This is a genomic window from Variovorax sp. 10N412 (genome assembly GCF_056394985.1).
This window is the reverse complement of sequence record NZ_JBFTIO010000001.1, coordinates 1062887-1084268: the sequence shown is the minus strand read 5'-3', so window position 1 is coordinate 1084268 and position 21382 is coordinate 1062887. Positions and strand designations below refer to the sequence as shown.

The following is a 21382-nucleotide window of genomic DNA, read 5'->3' as shown; positions in this document are numbered from 1 at the left end:
GGGGTCAGTCCACTTTCGCGCCGGTCGCCTTGACGACCGCTTCGTACTTGGAGAGCTCGCTCTTCATGAAAGCACCGAACTGCTCCGGCGAGCTGGCCACCGGCTCGGCCAGCAGGCCGGCGAAACGGGTCTTCGTTTCCGGTGCGTTCAGTGCCGCCACGAAGGCCTGGTTCAGCTTCAAGACCACGTCGTGCGGCGTGCCGGCCGGTGCCACCAGGCCCCACCACGTATCAATGGAGAAGCCCTTGAGCGTGTCCGCGATGGGCGGCACGTCTGGCAGCGAGCTGCTGCGCTGCAGCGTCGTCACGGCAATCGCCTTGAGCTTGCCCGAGCGGATGTTCGGCGCGGCGGTGGCGAGGTTGTCGAAGTTGAAGTCGACCTGGCCCGAAATCAGCGCCAGCTGCGCCGGGCTGCCGCCGTTGTACGGAATGTGCAGCGCGAAGATGCCCGCTTCCTTCTTGAACAGCTCGCCTGCCAGGTGCCCGGCGCTGCCGTTCCCGCCGCTGCCGTAGTTGAGCTTGGCGGGGTTGGCCTTGGCGTAGCGGATCAGGTCGGCCACGGTGTTGATGTTCAGGCGCCTGGCCGTGTCGGCGTTCATCACCAGCACGTTGGGCACGCGGACCATCTGCGTGATGGGCGCGAAGTCGGTGGCGGCGTTGAACGGAATCTTGCTGTAAAGCCAGGGGTTCACCGCGTTGGTGGCGGTGGCCGCGATGCCGATCGTGAGGCCGTCGGCGGGCGCCTTGGCCACGATGTCGGCACCGATGTTGCCGCCTGCGCCGGGCTTGTTGTCGATGATGACCGGGCCCAGCGTGTCCTTCACGCGTTCGGCCAGGATGCGCGCCGTGTTGTCGATGGGGCCGCCCGCGGCGTACGGAACCACGAGGCGGATGGGGCGCTGTTGCTGGGCCGTCGCCGGCGCTGCGCCCATCAGGGCCGTGGCGCTGGCGAGCAGCGTGAGAAGGAAGTGTCTCGTCTTCATTTGTTCTAGCGGTAGTGGTCTCGGGAAATTCAGGGAACGGCCTTGTCGGCCTCCGTGGTGAACGCGTCGGCGAAGAACTCTTCTTCGGGCAGGCCGGCCAGCGCCACGTAGTCGCGCTTGGCCGAGTCGACCACGATGGGCGCACCGCAGGCATACACCTGGTGGCCCGACAGGTCTGCAAAGTCTTCGAGCACGGCCTGGTGGACGAAGCCGGTGCGCCCGGTCCAGTTGTCGTCGGGCGTGGCGTTGGAGATGACGGGCACGTAGCGCAGGTGGGGCATCTGCGCCATCTGCTCGTGCACCCAGGCGTCCATGTAGAGGTCTTCAGGCCGGCGGCCTCCCCAGTAGAGCGTGGCGGGCCGCTGGCTGGCCTTGAACTTCAGGTGCTCCAGCAGCGCCTTGATGGGCGCGAAGCCCGTGCCGGACGCCAGCAGGACCATCGGCTTGCTGGAGTCGTCGCGCAGGAAGAAGCTGCCGAACGGGCCCTCGATGCGCAGGATTTCCTTTTCCTTCATGGTGCCGAACACATGATCGGTGAACTTGCCGCCCGGCAGGTGCCGCAGGTGCAATTCGATGCCCGTGCCGGGCTCGCCCAGCGTGTGCGGCGCATTGGCCATCGAATAGCTGCGGCGCGCGCCGTCGCGCAGGATGAACTCCACGTACTGGCCCGCGTGGAACTGCAGCGGCTCGCCGGCGGGCAGTTGCAGGCGCATCATCATCACGTCGTGCGACAGGCGGGTGAGCGCCTGCACCCGCACCGGCATCTTGCGGATCGGCATGGCCCCGGCCTCGGTGACCTGGCGCGATTCGAGCACCACGTCGCTCTTGGCATGGGCGCAGCAGGTCAGCACGAAGCCGGCGAGTTGTTCCTCGGCGCTCAGGGCCTTGCTCTGATGCGGGCCGAGCGTGACTTCGCCCGAGAGCTTTTTGCACTTGCAGGAGCCGCAGGCGCCGTCCTTGCAGCCGTAGGGCAGGCCGATGCCCTGCCGAATGCCGGCCGCGAGGATGGTTTCGTCCCCCTGAACGACAAAATGCCGCCCGCTGGGTTCGACAGTGATCGAAAAACCCGCGTCGAGCGGCGCTGTAGCAGTCATCGGTATTCTTCGGCTTGTTTCAGCCTGTGTCTGAAAACGGAAAGGGAACAGGATTTTGCCTTCAATCAATAGCCCCTCCGGCGCACTGCCGGCGCGGTTTCGGCGCGAGCGCCTCCTGATCGTCGGTTGCGGCGACGTCGGCCAGCGCGTGGCGCGCGACCTGAGAGGCCGCGTGCAGCTGGTGGCGCTCACGTCGTCGGCCGACCGGGTGGGCGCCCTGCGGGCGGCCGGTATTCGCCCCTTGGTGGGCAATCTGGACGATGCCGCCACCCTGCGCCGGCTGGCGGGCATCGCCACGCGCGTGCTCCACCTGGCGCCGCCCGCTCGCGAGGGCGGCAAGGAATGGTGGCGCGACCATCGGACCACGGCGCTGGCGCGGGCATTGCGCCTGCGCTCGGTGCCCTCGGCCTTCGTCTACGGATCGACCAGCGGCGTCTATGGCGACTGCGGCGGGGCCTGGGTGGGCGAAACCCGTGCCGTGAGGCCCGACACCCCGCGCGCCCACCGCCGCGTGGATGCCGAGCGCGCCGTGCGCTGGCTGGGCCGCAGCGCGGGCGTGCGCGCCAGCATCCTGCGCATTCCGGGCATCTATGCCCCTGACCGCGACAACGGCACGCCCCGCGCCCGCCTGCTGCGCGGCACGCCGGTGCTGCGGCGCGAGGACGATGTCTACACCAACCACATCCACGCCGACGACCTGGCGCGCGCCTGCGTGGCGGCGCTGTTCCGCGGCAAGCCGCAGCGCATCGTGCATGCGTCGGACGACACCGAGCTGCGCATGGGCGACTACATCGACCTGGCCGCCGACCTCTACGGCCTGCCGCGCCCGCCCCGCGTGGCACGCGGCGAGGCCGAGCGGCAGTTGCCGGTGCAGCTGTTGAGTTTCATGGGGGAGTCGCGCCTGCTGGACAACACGCGGCTGAAGCGCGAATTGCGGGTACGGCTGGTGTATCCGACGGTGCACACCGGCCTGCGAGAGGAGGCCTGATCTGGGGGGAGGGAGCGGCCCCTTTCCAGGGATACCGCGGAACCGGCTCGGCCGGGCCGCCGGTATCGCCCCCGGTAGGGGGAAGGAGTAGCGACACGAAGTGCGCGAAGCCTGGGGGCGAGAAAAAATGTGGTGCCCGGGGCCGGAATCGAACCGGCACACCTTTCGGTGGGGGATTTTGAGTCCCCTGCGTCTACCAATTTCACCACCCGGGCAGGGTTCTGAAGCAAGCCCAAAATTATGGCACAGTGGCCGACATGAATTATCCGACGATCGAAGATGCCATCGGCAAGACGCCCCTGGTCGCCCTGCAACGCATCCACGCCGCAGAAAATGCCAAGCGCGGCAACGTGATTCTCGGCAAGCTGGAGGGCAACAATCCGGCGGGTTCGGTGAAAGACCGGCCAGCCCTCTCCATGATCAAGCGTGCCGAAGAACGCGGCGAGATCAAGCCCGGCGACACGCTGATCGAAGCCACCTCGGGCAACACCGGCATCGCGCTGGCCATGGCCGCGGCCATCAAGGGCTACCGCATGGTGCTGATCATGCCGGAGGACCTTTCCGTCGAACGTGCCCAGACCATGAAGGCCTTCGGCGCCGAGCTTGTGCTCACGCCCAAGAGCGGCGGCATGGAATACGCGCGCGACCTGGCCGAGCAGATGGTGGGGCAGGGCAAGGGCCGCGTGCTCGACCAGTTCGCCAACCCCGACAACCCCCGGATCCACTACGAGACCACGGGCCCCGAGATCTGGGCCGACACCAAGGGCAAGGTCACGCACTTCGTGAGCGCCATGGGCACCACCGGCACCATCACCGGCGTGTCGCGTTTCCTGAAGGAGAAGAACCCCGCGGTGCGCATCGTCGGCGCGCAGCCGGCCGAAGGCTCCCGCATTCCCGGCATCCGCAAGTGGCCGGCCGAGTACATGCCCAAGATCTTCGATCCGAGCCGGGTCGACCAGGAAATCAGCGTGACCCAGGACGACGCCGAGGAAATGTGCCGGCGCCTGGCGCGCGAAGAGGGCATCTTCGGCGGCATCTCGGCGGCCGGCGCCCTGTGGGCCGCGCTGGAGGTGTCGAAGACCGTGGAGAACGCCACCATCGTGTTCGTGGTGTGCGACCGTGGCGACCGCTACCTCTCCACGGGCGTCTTCCCGGCATAAACGACAACCCGCTGCCCCGCCCCCTGGGCGATGCGCTGCCATAAAAAAGAAAAGAGCCCCCATGCCCCATCCCAAGTTCTGCCAGGTCTGCGCCACGCCGCTCGAATGGATCGCGTTGATGGAAGACGGCGGCCCCAAGGAGCGCCTGCGCTGCCCCAACTGCGGTCACACGCACTGGAACAACCCCACGCCCGTGCTCGCCGCCATCGTCGAATACCGCGGCCAGGTGCTGCTGGCGCGAAACGCGGCGTGGCCGGGCAAGATGTTCGCGCTGATCACCGGCTTCATGGAGGCCGGCGAGACGCCCGAGGAGGGCATCGCGCGCGAGGTGAAGGAAGAAACCAACCTCGACGTCAGCGCCACCAAGCTGGTCGGCGCCTACGACTTCCAGCGTATGAACCAGATCATCATCGCTTACCACGTGGTGGCCGACGGCGAGGTGAAGCTCTCGCCCGAACTGGTCGACTACCGCCTGTACGACCTGCCCGACCTGAGGTGCTGGCCCGCCGGCACCGGCTATGCGCTGGCCGACTGGCTGCGCACGCGCGGGCACGAGCCGGTGTTCTTCACCGCCGCCGAAAACGAAGAGCGTCGCCGCGGACTGGCCCTGCCGCCGGAGCCTGGCAATGCCAGTTGAAGTCGACCGCGAACTCGACACGCGCGGGCTGAACTGCCCGCTGCCCATCCTCAAGGCGAAGAAGTCGCTCAACGAGATGACGAGCGGGCAACTGCTGAGGGTGGTGTCGACCGACCCCGGATCGATCCGCGACTTCCAGGCTTTTGCGCGCCAGACGGGCAACGAGCTGATGGGGCAGGAGACGGTGGGAAGCGACTTCATCCACGTCTTGAAGCGCCGCTGACCCGGCCAAAAAGCAGAAGGGCCGCAGCAGCGGCCCTTTTCACAAGCGTGACGAGCGCAATCGGCGGGGCTACAGCTTCAGGCTCTTGAGGTACTCGCGAAACTCCGCGCCCACCTCGGGGTGCGCCAGCGCCAGCTCGACGGAGGCCTGAAGGAAGCCTTCCTTGCTGCCGCAGTCGTAGCGCACGCCCTTGTACGAATAGGCGTAGACCGATTCCTTCTTCATCAGCGCCGCGATGCCGTCGGTCAGCTGGATCTCGCCGCCCGCGCCCTTGGGCTGGTTGCGGATCTCGGCGAACACGCCCGGCGTGAGGATGTAGCGGCCCGCCACGCCCAGGCGCGACGGCGCATCTTCGGGCTTGGGCTTCTCGACCATGCGGGTGACCTTGACCAGGCCATCTTCGATGGCGTCGCCGGCCACGATGCCGTAGCGCTTCACGTGTTCCAGGGGCACCTCCTGCACCGCCAGCAGCGAAGCGCCGAGGCGGTCGAAGGCGGCGGTCATCTGGGCCAGCACCGGTTGGCCGCCCACGGGGCCGACCATCAGGTCGTCCGCCAGCAGCACGGCGAAGGGCTCGTCGCCCACCAGGTGCTCGGCACAGAGCACGGCGTGGCCCAGGCCCAGCATGCGCGGCTGGCGCACGTAGGAACAGGTCATGTCGTCGGGCATGACCGAGCGCGCGATGTTCAGCAGGGCGGTCTTGCCGCTGGCCTCGAGCTGGCTTTCCAGCTCGTAGGCGGTGTCGTAGTGGTCTTCGATGGCGCGCTTGTTGCGGCCGGTCACGAAGATCATGTCGCGGATGCCCGCGGCGTAGGCCTCTTCCACCGCGTACTGGATCAGCGGCTTGTCGACCACCGGCAGCATTTCCTTGGGCTGTGCCTTGGTGGCGGGCAGAAAGCGGGTGCCGAAGCCCGCCACGGGAAATACAGCCTTGCGGATACGTGTCGATGGTGTGGGCATGGGCAGGTTCGGCTCAGTTCGTTGGAAGATGTAAATCAGTGTGCTGAAACGGCAAGCAATTGCCGAACCAGCATCCTAAACGCCCGCGATTTCGCACGTCTGTCAGCCGAGGCGCACAAGCTGGTCGCGCAGGCGCTCCAGCGTGGCGGTGAAGTCGGCCAGACGCTTGCGCTCCTGGTCGATCACCGCCGGCGGGGCCTTGGCCACGAAGGCCTCGTTGCCCAGCTTGCCGTGCACCTTGGCGATTTCGCCCTCGATGCGCGCGATTTCCTTGCCGATGCGGACCTTCTCGGCTGCCTTGTCGATCTCCATGTGCAGGCACAGGCGCGTTGCGCCCACCACCGCCACGGGCGCCGCTTCGGCGGCTGCCTGCCACGAGGCCTCGTCGTCGAAGACCTTCACTTCCTTGAGCTTGGCCAGCGCCTGCAGCACCGGCGCCGACTCGCGCAGGAAGGCCGCGCCCTCGGCGTCGTCGGCCACCGCATACAGCGGCAGCCGGGTCGCCGGCGACACGCTCATCTCGCCGCGCAGCGTGCGGCAGGCATCCACCAGTGCCTTCAGCCGCGCCACATGGGCTTCGGCCGCTTCGTCGATCTTCTCGGGCTGGCTCTTCGGGTAGGCCGCCACCATGACCGACTCGCCGTCACGGCCCGCGACCTTCGACACCTTCTGCCACAGCGCTTCCGTGATGAACGGAATCACCGGGTGCGCCAGGCGCAGCAGCGTCTCGAGCGTGCGGATCAGCGTGCGGCGCGTGGCGCGCTTCTGCGAGTCGTCGCCGGTCTGGATCTGCACCTTGGCAATTTCCAGGTACCAGTCGCAGAACTCGTCCCAGGCGAACTGGTAGATCGCGTTGGCCACGTTGTCCAGGCGGTATTCCTCGAAGCCCTTGGCCACCTCGGCCTCCACGCGCTGCAGCTGCGACACGATCCAATAGTCGGCGCGGCTGAACTTCAGGTAGCCGTGGGCCGGGCCGCCGACCTTGCAGTCTTCCTTGGTGTGCTCCAGCAGGCCGCAGTCCTGGCCTTCGCAGTTCATCAGCACGAAGCGCGTGGCGTTCCACAGCTTGTTGCAAAAGTTGCGGTAGCCCTCGCAGCGCTTCGAGTCGAAGTTGATGCTGCGGCCCAGCGAGGCGAGCGATGCGAAGGTGAAGCGCAGCGCATCGGCGCCGAAGGCCGGAATGCCGTCCGGAAACTCCTTCTGCGTGTTCTTGCGCACCGCGGGCGCCGTCTCGGGCTTGCGCAGTCCCTGCGTGCGCTTGTCGAGCAGCTCGGGCAGCTGGATGCCGTCGATCAGGTCGACCGGGTCGAGCACGTTGCCTTCGGACTTGCTCATCTTCTTGCCCTGCGCATCGCGCACCAGGCCGTGGATGTACACGTCCTTGAACGGCACCTTGCCGGTGAAGTGCTTGGTCATCATGATCATCCGGGCGACCCAGAAGAAGATGATGTCGTAGCCCGTCACGAGCACCTGCGAGGGCAGGTACAGCTCCAGGTCTTGCGTCTTTTCGGGCCAACCCAAAGAAGAGAAGGGCACCAGCGCCGCCGAGTACCAAGTGTCGAGCACGTCCTCGTCGCGCCGCAGCGTCCTGCCCGGCGCCTTGGCCTGTGCATCGGCCTCGTTCTCGGCCACGTACACATTGCCTTCCTCGTCGTACCAGGCCGGAATCTGGTGGCCCCACCAGAGCTGGCGCGAAATGGTCCAGTCCTGGATGTTCTCCATCCAGTGGTTGTAGGTGTTGACCCAGTTCTCGGGCACGAAGCGCACCTCGCCCGACTTCACCACGTCGATGGCCTTCTGCGCGATCGACTGGCCGTCGGCGCCGGGGCGCGTCATGGCCACGTACCACTGGTCGGTGAGCATCGGCTCCACGATGGCGCCCGAGCGCGCGCAGCGCGGCACCATGAGCTTGTGCTTCTTCACCTCGACCAGCAGGCCCAGCGCATCGAGGTCGGCCACGATGGCCTTGCGCGCCACGAAGCGGTCCATGCCGCGGTACTTCCCGGGCGCGTTGTCGTTGATGGTCGCGTCCAGCGTCAGCACGCCGATCATCTCGAGCTTGTGGCGCTGTCCGACCGCATAGTCGTTGTAGTCGTGCGCGGGCGTGACCTTCACGACGCCGGTGCCGAATTCCTTGTCGACGTAGTCGTCGGCAATGATCGGGATCAGCTTGTCCACCAGCGGCAGCTTCACGTGCTTGCCGATCAGGTGCTTGTAGCGCTCGTCTTCGGGGTGGACCATCACCGCCGTGTCGCCGAGCATGGTCTCGGGCCGGGTGGTGGCCACGGTCAGCGTGCCGCTGCCGTCTTCCAGCGGATAGGCGATGTGCCAGAGCGAGCCATCTTCCTCTTCGCTCTCGACTTCGAGGTCGCTCACGGAGGTCTTGAGCACCGGGTCCCAGTTGCCCAGGCGCTTGCCGCGGTAGATGAGGCCTTCTTCATAGAGCTTCACGAAGGTCTGCGTCACGACCGCGGAAAGGTCTTCGTCCATCGTGAAGTATTCGCGGCTCCAGTCCACCGTGTCGCCCATGCGGCGCATCTGCTGGGTGATGGTGTTGCCCGACTTCTCTTTCCATTCCCACACGCGCGCCACGAAGTTCTTCCGGCCCAGGTCGTGGCGGCTGACCTTCTGCTCCTGCAACTGGCGCTCCACCACGATCTGCGTGGCGATGCCCGCATGGTCGGTGCCCGGCAGCCACAGCGTGTTGTCGCCCTTCATGCGGTGGTAGCGCGTGAGGCTGTCCATGATCGTCTGGTTGAACGCATGGCCCATGTGCAGCGTGCCCGTCACATTCGGGGGCGGCAGCTGGATGGCGAACGAATCGGCGCCGTCCTTGGGCTGCTGCGTGCCGCGAAAGCCCGCCTTGGCATAGCCGCGCTTTTCCCATTCCGGGCCCCAGTGCGCCTCGATGGCGGCGGGTTCGAACGATTTCGACAGGCTGTCGAGGCCGGGTTGGGCAAGGGGAGTGGTGGGTTCGCTCATGGGGAATGCAGAACGGCAGCCTCGGGGCGCCGTCGGTGACAGGGTGGGATTGCCCGCGATTTTACCGGCGTGGCCTGGCGTCACTTCACCCACTCATAATTCCGGGATGCTCTTCCTGCTCTCCCCTGCAAAGTCGCTCGACTACGACACCCCGGTTCCTTCCGAAATCCCCGCCACCCAGCCCCATTTCGAGTCCGCCCGCGGCCCTTCGGTCGAGCTGATCAAGCTGCTGCGCGAGAAGTCGCCCCAGCAGATCGCCGAGCTCATGCACCTGTCGGACAAGCTCTCCGCGCTGAACGTGGCGCGCTACGAGGCCTGGGCCAGCAAGAGCACCCCGAAGAACGCGCGCCAGGCCGCCTTCGCGTTCGACGGCGACGTCTACGGCGGCCTCGACGCCCGTACGCTCAACCCGGCGCAACTGGCTTGGGCGCAGGACCACATCGGCATCCTCAGCGGCCTGTACGGCCTGCTGCGCCCGCTCGACCTGCTGCAACCCTACCGCCTCGAAATGGGCACCCAGCTGGCCAACCGCCACGGCAAGGACCTGTACGCCTTCTGGGGCTCGCGCATCGCAGAGCACCTGAACGAGCGCCTGGCGGCCGACCGCACGCCGGTGATCGTCAACGTCGCCTCGCAGGAATATTTCAAGTCGGTCGACAAGAAGGTGCTCAAGGCGCGTGTGGTCGAATGCGTGTTCGAGGAATGGAAGGGCGACAAGTACAAGATCGTCAGCTTCTTCGCCAAGCGCGCGCGCGGCCTGCTGGCCCGCTGGGCCGTGCTGCACAAGGCAGCCACGCCCAAGGCGCTGGAAAAGTTCGACCTCGAGGGTTATGGTTTCGACGCGAGCGTGTCCACGGCCGAAAGGCTGGTGTTCAGGCGGAGGCTGGATTGACCCCCGGTCTTCGCGCACTTCGTGTCGCTTCGCCAACCCCCTTTCAGGGGGCGGCACCAGCGGCCCGGCAAAGCCGGTTCCGCGGTGCTTCTGGAACGGGTCGCTGCGAGGTCGTGCGTTGCGGGCCTCGCCTCAGCTGGAAGGAATACTGAAATGTCGCAAGCGATCAGTCCGGAACTGCGCGAATGGCTGGTGGCCCAGCTCGCGGCCGGGCACACGGTGTCGGCGCTGCGCGTGTCGATGCGGGCGGCCGGCTGGCAGGACGCCGCCGCCGACACGGCGCTGGCCCAGCTCGAAGCCGGTTTCCCGCACGTGGAAGCCGCGCTGGCGCCCGTGCGCACCGAAATGCCCGGCCCCGACCTCGACGGCGCGCCGCTCTACCTCGACGCCGGCGACCGCCGCGTGCAGGTGCTGCAGACCCTGCGGCATCCCCGGGTGGTGGTGTTCGGCAACCTGCTGTCGGGCGAGGAGTGCGAAGCGCTGATCGCCGCCGCGCGCGTGCGCCTGGCGCGCTCGCTCACGGTGGAGACCCGCACCGGCGGCGAGGTGCTCAACGTGGACCGCACCAGCGAAGGCATGTTCTTCGAGCGCGGCGAAAACGAGATCGTCGCGCGCCTGGAGCAGCGCATCGCCATGCTGCTGCGCTGGCCGCTCGAATTCGGCGAAGGCCTGCAGATCCTGCGCTATGCCCCCGGCGCGCAGTACCGCCCGCACTACGACTACTTCGACCCCGGCGAGCCCGGCACGCCCACCATCCTCAAGCGCGGCGGCCAGCGCGTCGCCACGCTCGTCATGTACCTGCAGGAGCCCGAGGGCGGTGGTGCCACCACCTTCCCCGACGTGGGCCTCGAAGTGGCGCCCGTGCGCGGCACCGGCGTGTTCTTCAGCTACGACCGCCCCGACCCCGTCACCCGCACCCTGCACGGCGGCGCGCCCGTGCTGGCGGGCGAGAAGTGGGTCGCCACCAAGTGGCTGCGCGAGCGCGAATTCAAATAGACCCAGCAAACAGGAGCCGGATGAAAGTCACCGCCAACGGGCTGCAGATCGAAGTCGACGACACCGGCGGCGAGGGGCGCCCCGTCATCCTGCTCATCATGGGGCTGGGCATGCAGCTGGTGGCCTGGCCCACGGGCTTTGTGCAGCAGCTGGTGGACGCGGGCTTTCGCGTGGTGCGCCACGACAACCGCGACATCGGCCTGAGCCAGGGCTTCGACCACGCCGGCACCGGCAACGTGGTGTGGCAGACCATCCGCCATCGCCTCGGCCTGAAGGTGCGCTCGGCCTACACGCTGCAGGACATGACGCTCGATTCGCTCGGCGTGCTCGACGCGCTGGGCATCGCCAGGGCCCACATCGTCGGCGCCTCGATGGGCGGCATGATCGCCCAGCGCCTGGCCGCCACCGCGCCGCAGCGCACGGCCAGCCTCGTGAGCATCATGAGTTCCAGCGGTGCGCGCGGCCTGCCCGGCCCGCGCCGCGAAGTGACGACGATGCTCATGCGCCGCCCGCTGGGCCGCAGCGAGCCCGAGCTGGTCGCGCACAGCATCAGGCTGCTGCGGCTCATCCAGAGCCCGGCCTATCCGCAGACCGACCAAGAGCTGGCCGAGCGCCTGACCTTCAGCATGCGCCGCGCCTACCACCCGGCCGGCCTGATGCGCCAGATGCTGGCCATCGGCGCCGACGCCGAGCGCCCGCAGGTGCTGCCTCGCATCCAGTCGCCCACGCTGGTGCTGCACGGCGACGCCGACGCGCTCGTGCCCATCGCCTGCGGCGAAGACACCGCAAGGCGCATTCCGGGCGCGCAGTTCGTCGCCGTTCCCGGCATGGGCCACGACCTGCCTCCCGAGGTGTGCACCATCCTCGCCAACCACATCGCCGCGTTCGCCCATGCCGCGGACGCCAAGGACAAAGCCCCATGAGCCACGACACCCCGCTTGACCCGCACAACCCGAACAACGGTAACAACGGGAACACCCCCGAGCAATCGCAGCTCGGCCGCGCCTCGGCCTACGCCGACCGCTACGACCCCACGCTGCTGTTTCCCATCGCGCGCGCCACGCAGCGCGAGGCCATGGGCATCCAGGCCGGCGCCTTGCCCTTCTTCGGCGCCGACCTCTGGACCGCCTTCGAAGTGAGCTGGCTCAACCTGCGCGGCAAGCCGCAGCTGGCCATCGCGCACTTCACCATCCCGTGCGAGACGCCCAACATCATCGAGAGCAAGAGCTTCAAGCTCTACCTCAACAGCTTCAACAACAGCCAGTTCGCGAGCGTGGACGCGGTGCGCGAGCACCTGCGCACCGACCTGGCCGAAGCCGCGTGGCGCGGCAGCGACCGTTCGGGCGGCATCGGCGTGACGCTGCTGGCGCCCGACATGTTCGACCGGGAGCCGGTGCACGAACTCGACGGCCTGGACCTCGACCGCCTGGACATCGAGTGCACCCACTACCAGCCCGCGCCCGAGCTGCTCGCGAGCGACACCACGCAGGTGCACGTGAACGAAACCCTCACCAGCCGCCTGCTCAAGAGCAACTGCCTGGTCACCGGCCAGCCCGACTGGGGCAGCGTGCAGATCCGCTACAGCGGCCCGCCCATCGACCAGGCCGGGCTGCTGGCGTACATCGTGAGCTTTCGCAACCACAACGAATTCCACGAGCCCTGCGCCGAGCGCATGTTCACGGACATCTGGAAGCACTGCAAGCCGGTCAAGCTCGCCGTGTACGCGCGCTACACGCGGCGTGGCGGGCTGGACATCAACCCGTTCCGCACGAGCTGGCCGCAGGCGCTGCCGGCGAACATCCGCACCGCGCGGCAATAGGAAAAAAGCAGGCCGCCACCGAAGCCCCTCTTCGGAAACCTGAAACCCGCTCCTGCCCTGCCTGTGGCATTCTGAAATTCAGCCGCGAAACCCGCGGCCGAACTTCCGGAGCAGAGACAACAATGGTTGAAGACAAAGTGGTCGTCGTCACGGGCGCGGGCGGCGGCATCGGGCGCGACATCGCACTGGCCATGGCGGCCCACGGCGCCAAGGTGGTGGTCAACGACATCGGCGCCGCGCTCGACGGCGAGGGCGGCAGTGCAGGCCCCGCGCAGCAGGTGGTCGACGAGATCCGCGCCGCAGGCGGCCAGGCCGTGCCCAGCACCGACAGCGTGGCCGACCCGGCCAGCGCCGCGCGCATCGTCGAATGCGCCGTGCAGAGCTTCGGCCGCATCGACGCGGTGGTCAACAACGCTGGCATCCTGCGCGACCGCTTCTTCCACAAGATGTCGATGGACGAGTGGGACGCCGTCATCAAGGTGCACCTGTACGGCGCCTACTACGTGAGCCGGGCGGCCGCGACGCATTTCAAGGAACAGAACGCGGGCGCGATGGTGCACATGACCTCGACCTCGGGCCTCATCGGCAACTTCGGCCAGGCCAACTATTCGGCGGCCAAGCTGGGCATCGTGGCGCTGTCGAAGTCGATCGCCCTGGACATGCTCAAGTTCAACGTGCGCTCCAACTGCATCGCACCGTTCGCGTGGAGCCGCATGATCGGCGCCATTCCCACGGACACCGAGGAGCAGCGCGTGCGCGTGGACAAGATCAGGCAGATGACGCCGGCCAAGGTGGCGCCGCTCGCGGTGTACCTGGCGAGCGATGCAGCGAACGCGGTCAACGGGCAGATCTTCTCGGTGCGCAACAACGAGATCTCGCTCATCAGCCAGCCGCGCCCGGTGCGCTCCATTCATCGGTCCGAAGGATGGACGCCGCAGAGCATTGCCGAGCACGCCATGCCCGCGATGCGCGCCGGCTTCTTCCCACTGGACCGCTCGGCCGACGTGTTCAGCTGGGACCCGGTGTGACGGCATCCGGGGACTAACCCGGTGACGCGCGCGCAGAGGGCCGCGCGCCGCCGCGTTCGCCGGACAATGCGCGTTCCCTTTCTCCTTGCTGCGGCTGCCCGGTGAACCTGCATTTCGACCTGTTCGACCTGAAACTGTTCGTCTACGTGGCGGACGCGCGCAGCCTCACGCGCGGCGCCGAGAAGGCCTGCATCTCGCTGGCCGCCGCCTCCACCCGCATCAAGCAGATGGAAGAAGCCGTGGGCGGCAAGCTGCTGCACCGCAGCGCCCAGGGCGTGAGCCTCACTGCCGCAGGGCAGGCGGTGCTGTACCACGCCAAGCGCGTGATGCAGCAGATGGAGCACCTGCGCTGCGACATGCAGGACTTCGGCAAGGGCATCAAGGGCCACGTGCGCGTGTTCGCCAACACCACCTCCATCACCGAGTACCTGCCGCAGAAACTCGCGGGCTTTCTTACACAGCACCCGGCCGTGCAGGTCGACCTGCGCGAATACCTGAGCGAGGAAATCGTGCGCGCCGTGGCCGACGGCGAGGCCGACATCGGCATCCTGGCCGGCGATGTGCACACCGGCGACTTCGACGCGCGCGCCTTCGGCAGCAACCAGCTGGTGCTGGTGGTGCCCACCACGCACCACCTGGCGGGTGCGAGCGCCGTGGCCTTCGCCGACACGCTCGACGAGCAGCACGTGGGCCTGCACCACGGCAGCGCCATCCACCGCTTCCTGCAGCGCCGCGCCGAGCTGGCGGGCCGGGGCTTCAATCCGCGCATCCAGGTCAGCAGCTTCGAGGCCATCTGCCTGATGATCGAGGCGGGCGTGGGCGTCGGCGTGCTGCCGGCATCTTCGGCGCAGCGGCTGTCGATGGCGATGCGCATCGCCACGGTGTCGCTCAGCGACCCCTGGGCCGAGCGCGAGCTGAAGCTGATCGCGCGCAACCGCGAGCAGCTGCCGGCTTCCGCGCGCGAGCTGTTCGACCACCTGGTCGCGCCCTGAAGGCGCGCCCGCCATGTCCGCCGACCTGAAGTCGCTGCGCCTGTTCGTCACCGTGGCCGACCACGGCAGCATCAGCGAGGGCGCCAAGCGCTGCCACATCGCGCTGGCGGCCGCCAGCAAGCGCATCTCCGACCTCGAGGCCCGTGCGCGGCTGCCGCTGCTGGTGCGCCACGCGCGCGGCGTCACGCTCACCTCGGCGGGGCACGGCCTGCTGCTGCATGCGCGCGCCGTGCTCTCGGCCATGGACCGGCTGGGCGCCGAGTTCGACGACTTCCAGCACGGCGTGGCGGGCGTGGTCAGCATCACGGCCAACGCCTCGACCATCGCCCAGTTCCTGCCCGCGCAGATCGGCTCCTTCCTGCGCCTGCACCCGGTGCTGAAGATCGACCTGCAGGAGCGTGCCAGCACCGAGGTGGTGAAGGCCGTGCAGGCGGGCCTGGCCGACATCGGCGTGATCGAGGGCCACACCCAGGCCGACGGCCTCGAATGCCTGCCGTACCGCACCGACGAGCTGGCCGTGGTCATTGCGCGCGACCATCCGCTGGCCCGGCGCAAGCGCATCGGCGTGGAAGAAGTGCTGGGCTACGACCATATCGTGGTGCGCGAAGGCACCGCGCTGCACCGCGTGCTGCTGGCCGCCGCGCTGGAGGCCCAGGTGCCGCTCAAGGTGCGCATGCAGGTGGGCAGCTTCGACATGGTGTGCCGCATGGTGGAGCAGGGCATCGGCATCGGCGTGCTGCCCTATGCGGCCATCCTGCCGCAGCTGCAGATCTTGAAGCTGCGCTGCCTGAAGCTCGACGCGCCCTGGGCGCTGCGCCGCCACCTGCTGTGCGTGCGCAGGCAGCAGGAGCTGACCGTGGCCGCGCGCTCGGTGCTGGAGCACCTGGGTCGGCCCGACTGAGCGTGAGCCTTCGCGCCGCGCGAAGGCTCGAACTCGCCAAAAACGAATTGTTCTCCCGCGGCCCGCGCGCAAAGATGCGTGCAAACCGAAGGAGACAGCCTTGAAGATCGTTCGCGTCAGCGCCACGCCGCTGAACATTCCCGTCACCATCGACGTGCTCGGCCTGAACAAGCAGACCTCGCTGTCGCTGTGCCTGACCGAGGTCGAGACCGACACCGGCCTCGTCGGCCATGGCATGACCGCCATCACCGAGGAAGAGATCATTGCCGCCGCCGTGCGCGAGGTGGCCGGCCCCGCGCTGATCGGCGAAGACCCGATGGCCACCGAGCGCCTGTGGGACAAGCTCTACTGGCTGCTCTCGCCGCGCGGCCAGACCGGCTATGCGAGCCACACCATCGCCGCGCTCGACATCGCCCTGTGGGACCTGAAGGCCAAGGCGCTCGGCCAGCCGCTGTGGCGCCTGCTGGGCGGCGCGCGCGCCAGGGTGCCGGTGTACGCCACCTTCGGTTTCGGTTTCTTCGAACGCGACCAGTTGGCCGCGGCCGCCAGGCTGTGGGTGTCGCAGGGCTTCCAGCGCCTGAAGATGACGGTGGGCAACCACGCGCTCGCGCGCCGCGACGAACCGCGCCCGCTCGACGAAGTCATTGCAGAAGACGTGCGCCGCGTGGCCGCCGTGCGCGAGGCCGTGGGCCCCGACGTGAAGCTGTACGTCGACGCCAACTGCGGACTCGACCTGTTCCACGCCACCGAACTCGCGCAGCGCATCGAGCCCTACGGCATCGCCTTCTTCGAGGAGCCGCTCACGCAGAACGACGTGCGCCAGATGGCCCAGTTGCGCGCGCGCACCCGCATTCCGCTGGCCTGCGGCCAGAACGAGGGCCTGGCCTACCGCTTTCGCGACCTGCTGGTGAACCAGGCAGCGGACGTGCTGCAGCCCAACGTGACCATCTCCGGCGGCTACTCGCAGTGCCTGAAGATCGCCGGCATGGCGCAGGCCTTCAACGTGCCCATCGACAACGGCGGCGCCTGGCCCTTCCACAACATGCACCTGCACGCGGGCGTGTCGAACGGCGGGCTGGTCGAGTACCACTACGTGGCGGTGCAGATGCTCAAGCAGATCTTCGACGGCCTGCCGGTGCCCGACCAAGGCTGGCTCACGCTGCCCGAGACGCCGGGCCTGGGCTTCACACCCAACGCAGAGCGCGTGCGCGAACTGGCGAAGCTGCCGACCTCGCACGGCAAGGGCAAGGCCTGAGCAGCCGGCCAGCTGCGGCCTTCCGGCGACACTTTCCTTAACGACCAGGCCGCGACAGACGGCCGGCGATTCCGACAAAGACAACGGAGACAAGATGAAAGTCAGAAAAACGATTCGACCCGTGCGCCGCCATGCATTGCGCGCAATGGCGGCCCTGGGTCTTGCGGGTGCCTTCAGCCTCGCCACGCCCATGGCCTGGGCCCAGAAGTACCCCGACAAGCCCATTCGCCTGGTGGTCGGCTATTCGGCCGGCGGCGGCGTCGATGCGGTGGCGCGCCTGCTGGGCGTGCGCCTGTCGGCCGCGCTGGGCCAGCAAGTGCTGGTGGAAAACCGCACCGGCGCCACCGGCCTCATCGCGGCCGAGTTCGTCGCCAAGGCCCCGCCCGACGGCTACACGCTGATGATGGGCGACAGCGCCTTGCTCATCGCCAAGCTGCTGCAGCCGAAGATCGGCATCGATCCGCTCACCAGCTTCAAGCCGGTGGCGGGCGCGTTCATCTCGCCGCTGATGATCGTCACGGGCAACGACTTTCCCGCGAAGACGCCGGACGAGCTGGTGAAGGAGATCAAGGCGCATCCGTCGCGCTACTCGTACGCGACCTCGGGCGTGGGCACGGTGCAGCACCTGGGTTTCGAGATGCTCAAGCAGGCCACCGGCAGCACGGTGGTGCACGTGCCGTACCGCGGCGCCGCGCAGATCGTGCCGGACGTGATCGGCGGGCAGATTCCCATCGGCGTGGTGAGCGCCACGGCCGGCATGGCGCAGGCCAAGGCGGGCAAGCTGCGCGCGCTCGCGTTGATGAACACGGCCCCGCTGGAAGGCGTGGAAGGCGTTGCGCCGCTGGCCGATGCGCTGCCCGGTTTCGACGTGGCGCCGCGCATCTTCGTGCTGGCGCCGGCCGGCACGCCGAACGATGTGGTCGACAGGCTCTCGGCCGCCGTGAAGTCGGTGCTCGAGGCGCCGGAGGCAGGCACCGCCGCGGCCACGCTGGGCACCTTGCGGGCCTACGCCACGCCGGCTCAGCTTGGGAAGGACATGGCTGCGGAGACCGTGCGATGGAAAAAGATCATCTCGGATCAGCACATCGTGGTTGAAGGGAACTGACGCCTGCCGTTCGCGGTGACGCTCACGCCGGCGGGAGTACCCGATGGCCTGTGCACTCGCCCTGAACGACAGCACGCACAACACAAACCGGAGACATTGACATGGCAATCCCTCACCTGGGCCTGATCGTTCCTCCAGCAGCCGGCGCAGTGCCCGTGGACGGCGCGCTGCTCTACGGCAATCGCATCCGCTTCAGCGCGCTGGGCCTGGGCCTTGGAGAAATATCGACGCGCGGCTACCTCGACGTGATCGACACCGTGGTCGAGAAGGCCGTCGCGCTCAAGAACGAGGGCGTGAGCGCGGTTTCGCTCATGGGGACATCGCTGAGCTTCTTTCGCGGCGTGGCGTTCAACCGGCAGCTCGAACTCGAAATGGCGCGCGCCACCGGGCTGCCCTGCACCACCATGAGCAACGCCATCGTCCGCGCGCTGCGGCACCTGAACGTGCGGCGCGTGGCGGTCGCCACGGCATACATCGACGAGGTCAACGTGCATTTGCGCAAGTACCTCGAACAGAGCGACTTCGAGCCGCTGGCGCTGGAAGGGCTTTCGATCTCCGATGTGCAGGCCGTCGGCCAGGTGCCCACGCAGGTGCTGGTCGACCTGTGTGTGAAGGTGTTCGAGGCGCAGCCCGGCGCCGACGGCATCCTCATTTCGTGCGGCGGACTCGTCACCCTCGATGCGGTGCGCGAAGTCGAGGCGCAACTGCAAGTGCCCGTGGTGTCCAGTTCGCCCGCCGGCTTCTGGGACCTGGCGGGCACCGCGGGGCTCGATGCGCGGTCCCCCGGGCAGGGCCGGCTGTTCGCCTGGAGTCCGTTCAGGCCAGCCAGCGGCCTACGCGCGGCGTAGCTTCCAGCTGCCACACGCGCTCGCACAGCGCCTTCGCCTCGCCGGGCGTGGCGCCTTCGCCGTAGTGCGCAAGGCGCTGCATCTTGTCCTCGATCTCCGCGCGGCTCAGGCTGTTGCCCGGGTCGCCCTTGGGCTCGTCGACCCGGCCCTGCAGCGTGCGCCCGTCGGCGGTGTGCACGCTGACCTTGCCGATCCAGCGCGCGGGGTAGGCGTTGTCGACCTCGTCGTCGAGCTGCATCGCCACCTTGTCGCGGAAGGCCGAGACCTCGGGCGCGAGAAAGTCGCGGTCGAACTCGCCCAGGCCCGCGCGGCCATGCACCGCGATCAGGCCCAGCACCGTGCCCATCGAGAACTTGCCCTGGTGCACCGTGGTCGGCACCGTCACGCGGCCCAGCACGTCGATGGCGCCCTGGTGCACGTGCGTGGTCACGCGCGACACGTCGGCGGGTTGCAGCCTGTGCTGCGTCATCACCTGCAGCAGCGCGTCGGCGGCGGGGTGCGTGTGGCGGCAGGAGGCGTGGTACTTGAACGAGGTTTCGGCCAGCGTCCAGCGCGTGCCGAGCCCGTCGGTGAGCTTCGCGGGGTCTGCATCGCTCGACATGCCCACGCCCAGGCCCTGCGCGCCTTCGAGGATCTTCGCCGCGCCGGTGAAGCCGTCCTGCGCCAGGTAGGCCGACATCAGGCCGCTGGTTGCCGCATGCGCGCAGTGCAGCTGCTTGGAATCCGCCGCGTCGCGCAGGAACTCCCACACGCCGGCCGACTGCGTGCCGGACGAACCGAAGGCGTGCAGCATCTGCTGTGGCGTGAGATCGAGCAGGCGACCGACTGCGGCGGCGGCCGCGAGCGTGCCCGCCGTCGCCGTCGTGTGAAAGGTCTTGTAGTGCGAGCGGCCTAGGAATTCACCCACGCGGATGCCGACCTCGTAGCCCGCGACCACCGCCGTCAGCAATTGCGCGCCGCTCGCGCCAATGCTCTGCGCCACCGCGAGCGCGGGCGCTATGACGACTGCGGCGGGGTGGAACACCGAGCCGTTGTGCACGTCGTCCTGCTCCACGAAGTGCGACGCCGCGGCATTGACCATCGCCGCGAACAGCGGTGAGCTGGTGCGGCGCGAGGTCAGTATTTCGCTGGGGCCGTCGGCCGGGCCCATCAGCTGCGCGAAGCGCTCGATGCTGCGGATGGGCCGCGCCGTGCGCGCCGCGAGCACCGAGCCCAGCCAGTCGAGCATCAGGTCTTCGGTGCGGCGCAGCACGGGCGCGGGAATGTCGGCGAACTGCAGTTCGGCCGCGAAGGTGGCGAGCAGCTTGCTCGGATGATCGACGGGGTTCATGGCAATGGCGTCCTTCAGAACGACCGAGGCAGGCCGAGCATGTGCTCCGCGACGTAGCTCAAGATCAGGTTGGTCGAGATCGGCGCCACCTGGTACAGCCGCGTCTCGCGGAACTTGCGCTCGATGTCGTATTCGCATGCGAAGCCGAAGCCGCCGTGGAACTGCAGGCAGGCATTGGCCGCCTCCCAGCTCGCCTTGGCCGCCAGGTATTTCGCCATGTTGGCCTGTGCGCCGCAGGGCTGGTGCGCGTCGAACAGGCGGCACGCCTCGTAGCGCATCAGGTTGGCCGCCTCGATCTCGATGAACGCCTCGGCAATCGGAAACTGCACGCCCTGGTTCTGGCCGATGGGCCGGCCGAACACCACGCGCTCCTTGGTGTAGGCCGTCACGCGGTCGATGAACCAGTAGCCGTCGCCGATGCACTCGGCCGCTATGAGCGTGCGCTCGGCGTTCAGCCCGTCGAGGATGTACTTGAAGCCCTGGCCTTCCTCGCCGATGAGGTTCTCCGCCGGAATCTCCAGGTTCTCGAAGAACAGCTCGTTGGTCTCGTGGTTCACCATGTTCAGGATGGGCCGCACGGTCATGCCGTGGCCGATGGCCTCGCGCAGGTCGACGATGAAGATCGACATGCCTTCGGACTTCTTCTTCACGTCCGCCAGCGGCGTGGTGCGCGCCAGCAGGATCATCAGGTCCGAATGCTGGATGCGCGAGATCCACACCTTCTGCCCGTTGATGACGTAGCGGTCGCCCTTCTTCACCGCGGTGGTCTTGATCCTGGTGGTGTCGGTCCCGGTGGTGGGCTCGGTCACGCCCATCGACTGCAGGCGCAGCTCGCCGCTCGCGATGCGCGGCAGGTAGTCGCGCTTCTGCGCCTCGCTGCCGTGGCGCAGCAGCGTGCCCATGTTGTACATCTGGCCGTGGCAGGCGCCGGAGTTGCCGCCGCAGCGGTTGATCTCTTCCATGATGACCGAGGCCTCGGTCAGGCCCAGGCCCGAGCCACCGTATTCCTGCGGGATCAGCGCGGCCATCCAGCCGGCCTTGGTGAGCGCGTCGACGAACTCGGCGGGGTAGCCGCGCGCCTCGTCGATCTTGCGGAAGTAGGCGTCGGGAAACTGCGCGCACAGGTCGCGCACGGCGTCGCGGATGTCGGGGTAGCTCTTGTCGTTGGCGTTGTTCATCGGTCGTTGCTC

20 protein-coding genes and 1 tRNA gene are annotated in these 21382 nt (G+C 67.9%); 14 read left to right on the top strand and 7 right to left on the bottom strand.

Annotated features, from left to right (window positions below; genetic code table 11):
- Window positions 1–4: 4 nt before the first annotated feature.
- Together AC1DJH_RS05340 and AC1DJH_RS05335 are read right to left on the bottom strand one after the other, a co-directional pair.
- Complete coding sequence (locus AC1DJH_RS05340) at window positions 5–982, bottom strand: Bug family tripartite tricarboxylate transporter substrate binding protein (RefSeq protein WP_478184951.1); 978 nt, start codon at window positions 980–982, stop codon at window positions 5–7.
- Between the two features lie 29 nt (window positions 983–1011).
- On the bottom strand, window positions 1012–2076 hold the full coding sequence (locus AC1DJH_RS05335) for a CDP-6-deoxy-delta-3,4-glucoseen reductase (protein ID WP_472116239.1): 1065 nt from the start codon (window positions 2074–2076) through the stop codon (window positions 1012–1014).
- 55 nt (window positions 2077–2131) lie between these two features.
- Here AC1DJH_RS05335 and AC1DJH_RS05330 point away from each other — a divergent pair, with 55 nt between their 5' ends.
- Window positions 2132–3064, top strand: coding sequence for an SDR family oxidoreductase (locus AC1DJH_RS05330; protein WP_478184950.1), 933 nt, complete (start codon window positions 2132–2134; stop codon window positions 3062–3064).
- 130 nt (window positions 3065–3194) lie between these two features.
- Here the strand turns inward: AC1DJH_RS05330 and AC1DJH_RS05325 are convergent.
- A tRNA-Leu gene (locus tag AC1DJH_RS05325) sits at window positions 3195–3279 on the bottom strand.
- Between the two features lie 42 nt (window positions 3280–3321).
- Between AC1DJH_RS05325 and cysM the strand changes: the two genes are divergently transcribed.
- The 3 genes from cysM to AC1DJH_RS05310 all read left to right on the top strand — a co-directional run bounded on the left by cysM (window position 3322) and on the right by AC1DJH_RS05310 (window position 5084).
- Window positions 3322–4224 carry a cysteine synthase CysM gene (cysM, locus tag AC1DJH_RS05320; protein WP_435435129.1) on the top strand — a complete coding sequence of 301 codons (903 nt, stop codon included), beginning with the start codon at window positions 3322–3324 and terminating at the stop codon, window positions 4222–4224.
- A 61-nt stretch (window positions 4225–4285) separates the two neighbouring features.
- The gene (locus tag AC1DJH_RS05315) at window positions 4286–4861 is read left to right on the top strand and encodes an NUDIX domain-containing protein (protein ID WP_472116245.1); all 576 of its coding nucleotides are present in this window, start codon (window positions 4286–4288) and stop codon (window positions 4859–4861) included.
- A complete protein-coding gene (locus tag AC1DJH_RS05310) occupies window positions 4851–5084 on the top strand; it encodes a sulfurtransferase TusA family protein (RefSeq protein ID WP_472116248.1) in 234 nt (77 codons plus the stop codon). Before AC1DJH_RS05315 ends, AC1DJH_RS05310 begins: the two co-directional genes overlap by 11 nt.
- 69 nt (window positions 5085–5153) lie before the next feature.
- On the opposite strand, the gene galU is transcribed toward AC1DJH_RS05310, so the two are convergent.
- A complete protein-coding gene (gene galU, locus AC1DJH_RS05305; protein ID WP_472116251.1) occupies window positions 5154–6044 on the bottom strand; it encodes a UTP--glucose-1-phosphate uridylyltransferase GalU in 891 nt (296 codons plus the stop codon).
- 102 nt (window positions 6045–6146) lie between these two features.
- Window positions 6147–9026 carry a valine--tRNA ligase gene (locus tag AC1DJH_RS05300; RefSeq protein WP_478184949.1) on the bottom strand — a complete coding sequence of 960 codons (2880 nt, stop codon included), beginning with the start codon at window positions 9024–9026 and terminating at the stop codon, window positions 6147–6149.
- 106 nt (window positions 9027–9132) lie between these two features.
- Here AC1DJH_RS05300 and yaaA point away from each other — a divergent pair, with 106 nt between their 5' ends.
- The 10 genes from yaaA (at window position 9133) to AC1DJH_RS05250 (ending at window position 18862) form a co-directional block, all read left to right on the top strand.
- The gene (yaaA, locus tag AC1DJH_RS05295; protein WP_472116257.1) at window positions 9133–9918 is read left to right on the top strand and encodes a peroxide stress protein YaaA; all 786 of its coding nucleotides are present in this window, start codon (window positions 9133–9135) and stop codon (window positions 9916–9918) included.
- A gap of 153 nt (window positions 9919–10071) precedes the next feature.
- Window positions 10072–10914, top strand: a complete 843-nt coding sequence (locus AC1DJH_RS05290) for a 2OG-Fe(II) oxygenase (RefSeq protein WP_435482945.1) — start codon at window positions 10072–10074, stop codon at window positions 10912–10914.
- 20 nt (window positions 10915–10934) lie between these two features.
- Entirely contained in the window at window positions 10935–11837 is a 903-nt protein-coding gene (locus tag AC1DJH_RS05285; RefSeq protein ID WP_472116259.1) for an alpha/beta fold hydrolase, read from the top strand.
- Window positions 11834–12733: an NADPH-dependent 7-cyano-7-deazaguanine reductase QueF gene (gene queF, locus AC1DJH_RS05280; RefSeq protein ID WP_478184948.1), complete on the top strand. Its 900-nt coding sequence runs from the start codon at window positions 11834–11836 to the stop codon at window positions 12731–12733. Before AC1DJH_RS05285 ends, queF begins: the two co-directional genes overlap by 4 nt.
- 122 nt (window positions 12734–12855) lie before the next feature.
- Complete coding sequence (locus AC1DJH_RS05275; RefSeq protein WP_478184947.1) at window positions 12856–13761, top strand: SDR family NAD(P)-dependent oxidoreductase; 906 nt, start codon at window positions 12856–12858, stop codon at window positions 13759–13761.
- Window positions 13762–13862: 101 nt separating this feature from the next.
- Window positions 13863–14753: a LysR family transcriptional regulator gene (locus tag AC1DJH_RS05270; protein ID WP_435435140.1), complete on the top strand. Its 891-nt coding sequence runs from the start codon at window positions 13863–13865 to the stop codon at window positions 14751–14753.
- Between the two features lie 13 nt (window positions 14754–14766).
- Window positions 14767–15654: a LysR family transcriptional regulator gene (locus tag AC1DJH_RS05265; protein ID WP_435435141.1), complete on the top strand. Its 888-nt coding sequence runs from the start codon at window positions 14767–14769 to the stop codon at window positions 15652–15654.
- 100 nt (window positions 15655–15754) lie between these two features.
- Window positions 15755–16909 (top strand): mandelate racemase/muconate lactonizing enzyme family protein, encoded by a 1155-nt coding sequence (locus AC1DJH_RS05260; RefSeq protein ID WP_478184946.1) that lies wholly within the window; start codon window positions 15755–15757, stop codon window positions 16907–16909.
- 94 nt (window positions 16910–17003) lie between these two features.
- Window positions 17004–18014, top strand: a complete 1011-nt coding sequence (locus AC1DJH_RS05255; RefSeq protein WP_478184945.1) for a Bug family tripartite tricarboxylate transporter substrate binding protein — start codon at window positions 17004–17006, stop codon at window positions 18012–18014.
- 101 nt (window positions 18015–18115) lie between these two features.
- Window positions 18116–18862 carry an arylmalonate decarboxylase gene (locus tag AC1DJH_RS05250; RefSeq protein WP_478184944.1) on the top strand — a complete coding sequence of 249 codons (747 nt, stop codon included), beginning with the start codon at window positions 18116–18118 and terminating at the stop codon, window positions 18860–18862.
- On the opposite strand, the gene AC1DJH_RS05245 is transcribed toward AC1DJH_RS05250, so the two are convergent.
- Both AC1DJH_RS05245 and AC1DJH_RS05240 read right to left on the bottom strand, forming a co-directional pair.
- Window positions 18831–20192, bottom strand: a complete 1362-nt coding sequence (locus AC1DJH_RS05245) for an MmgE/PrpD family protein (RefSeq protein ID WP_478184943.1) — start codon at window positions 20190–20192, stop codon at window positions 18831–18833. The genes AC1DJH_RS05250 and AC1DJH_RS05245 overlap by 32 nt on opposite strands.
- Before the next feature lie 14 nt (window positions 20193–20206).
- Window positions 20207–21370 (bottom strand): acyl-CoA dehydrogenase family protein, encoded by a 1164-nt coding sequence (locus AC1DJH_RS05240; RefSeq protein ID WP_478184942.1) that lies wholly within the window; start codon window positions 21368–21370, stop codon window positions 20207–20209.
- Window positions 21371–21382 lie beyond the last annotated feature (12 nt).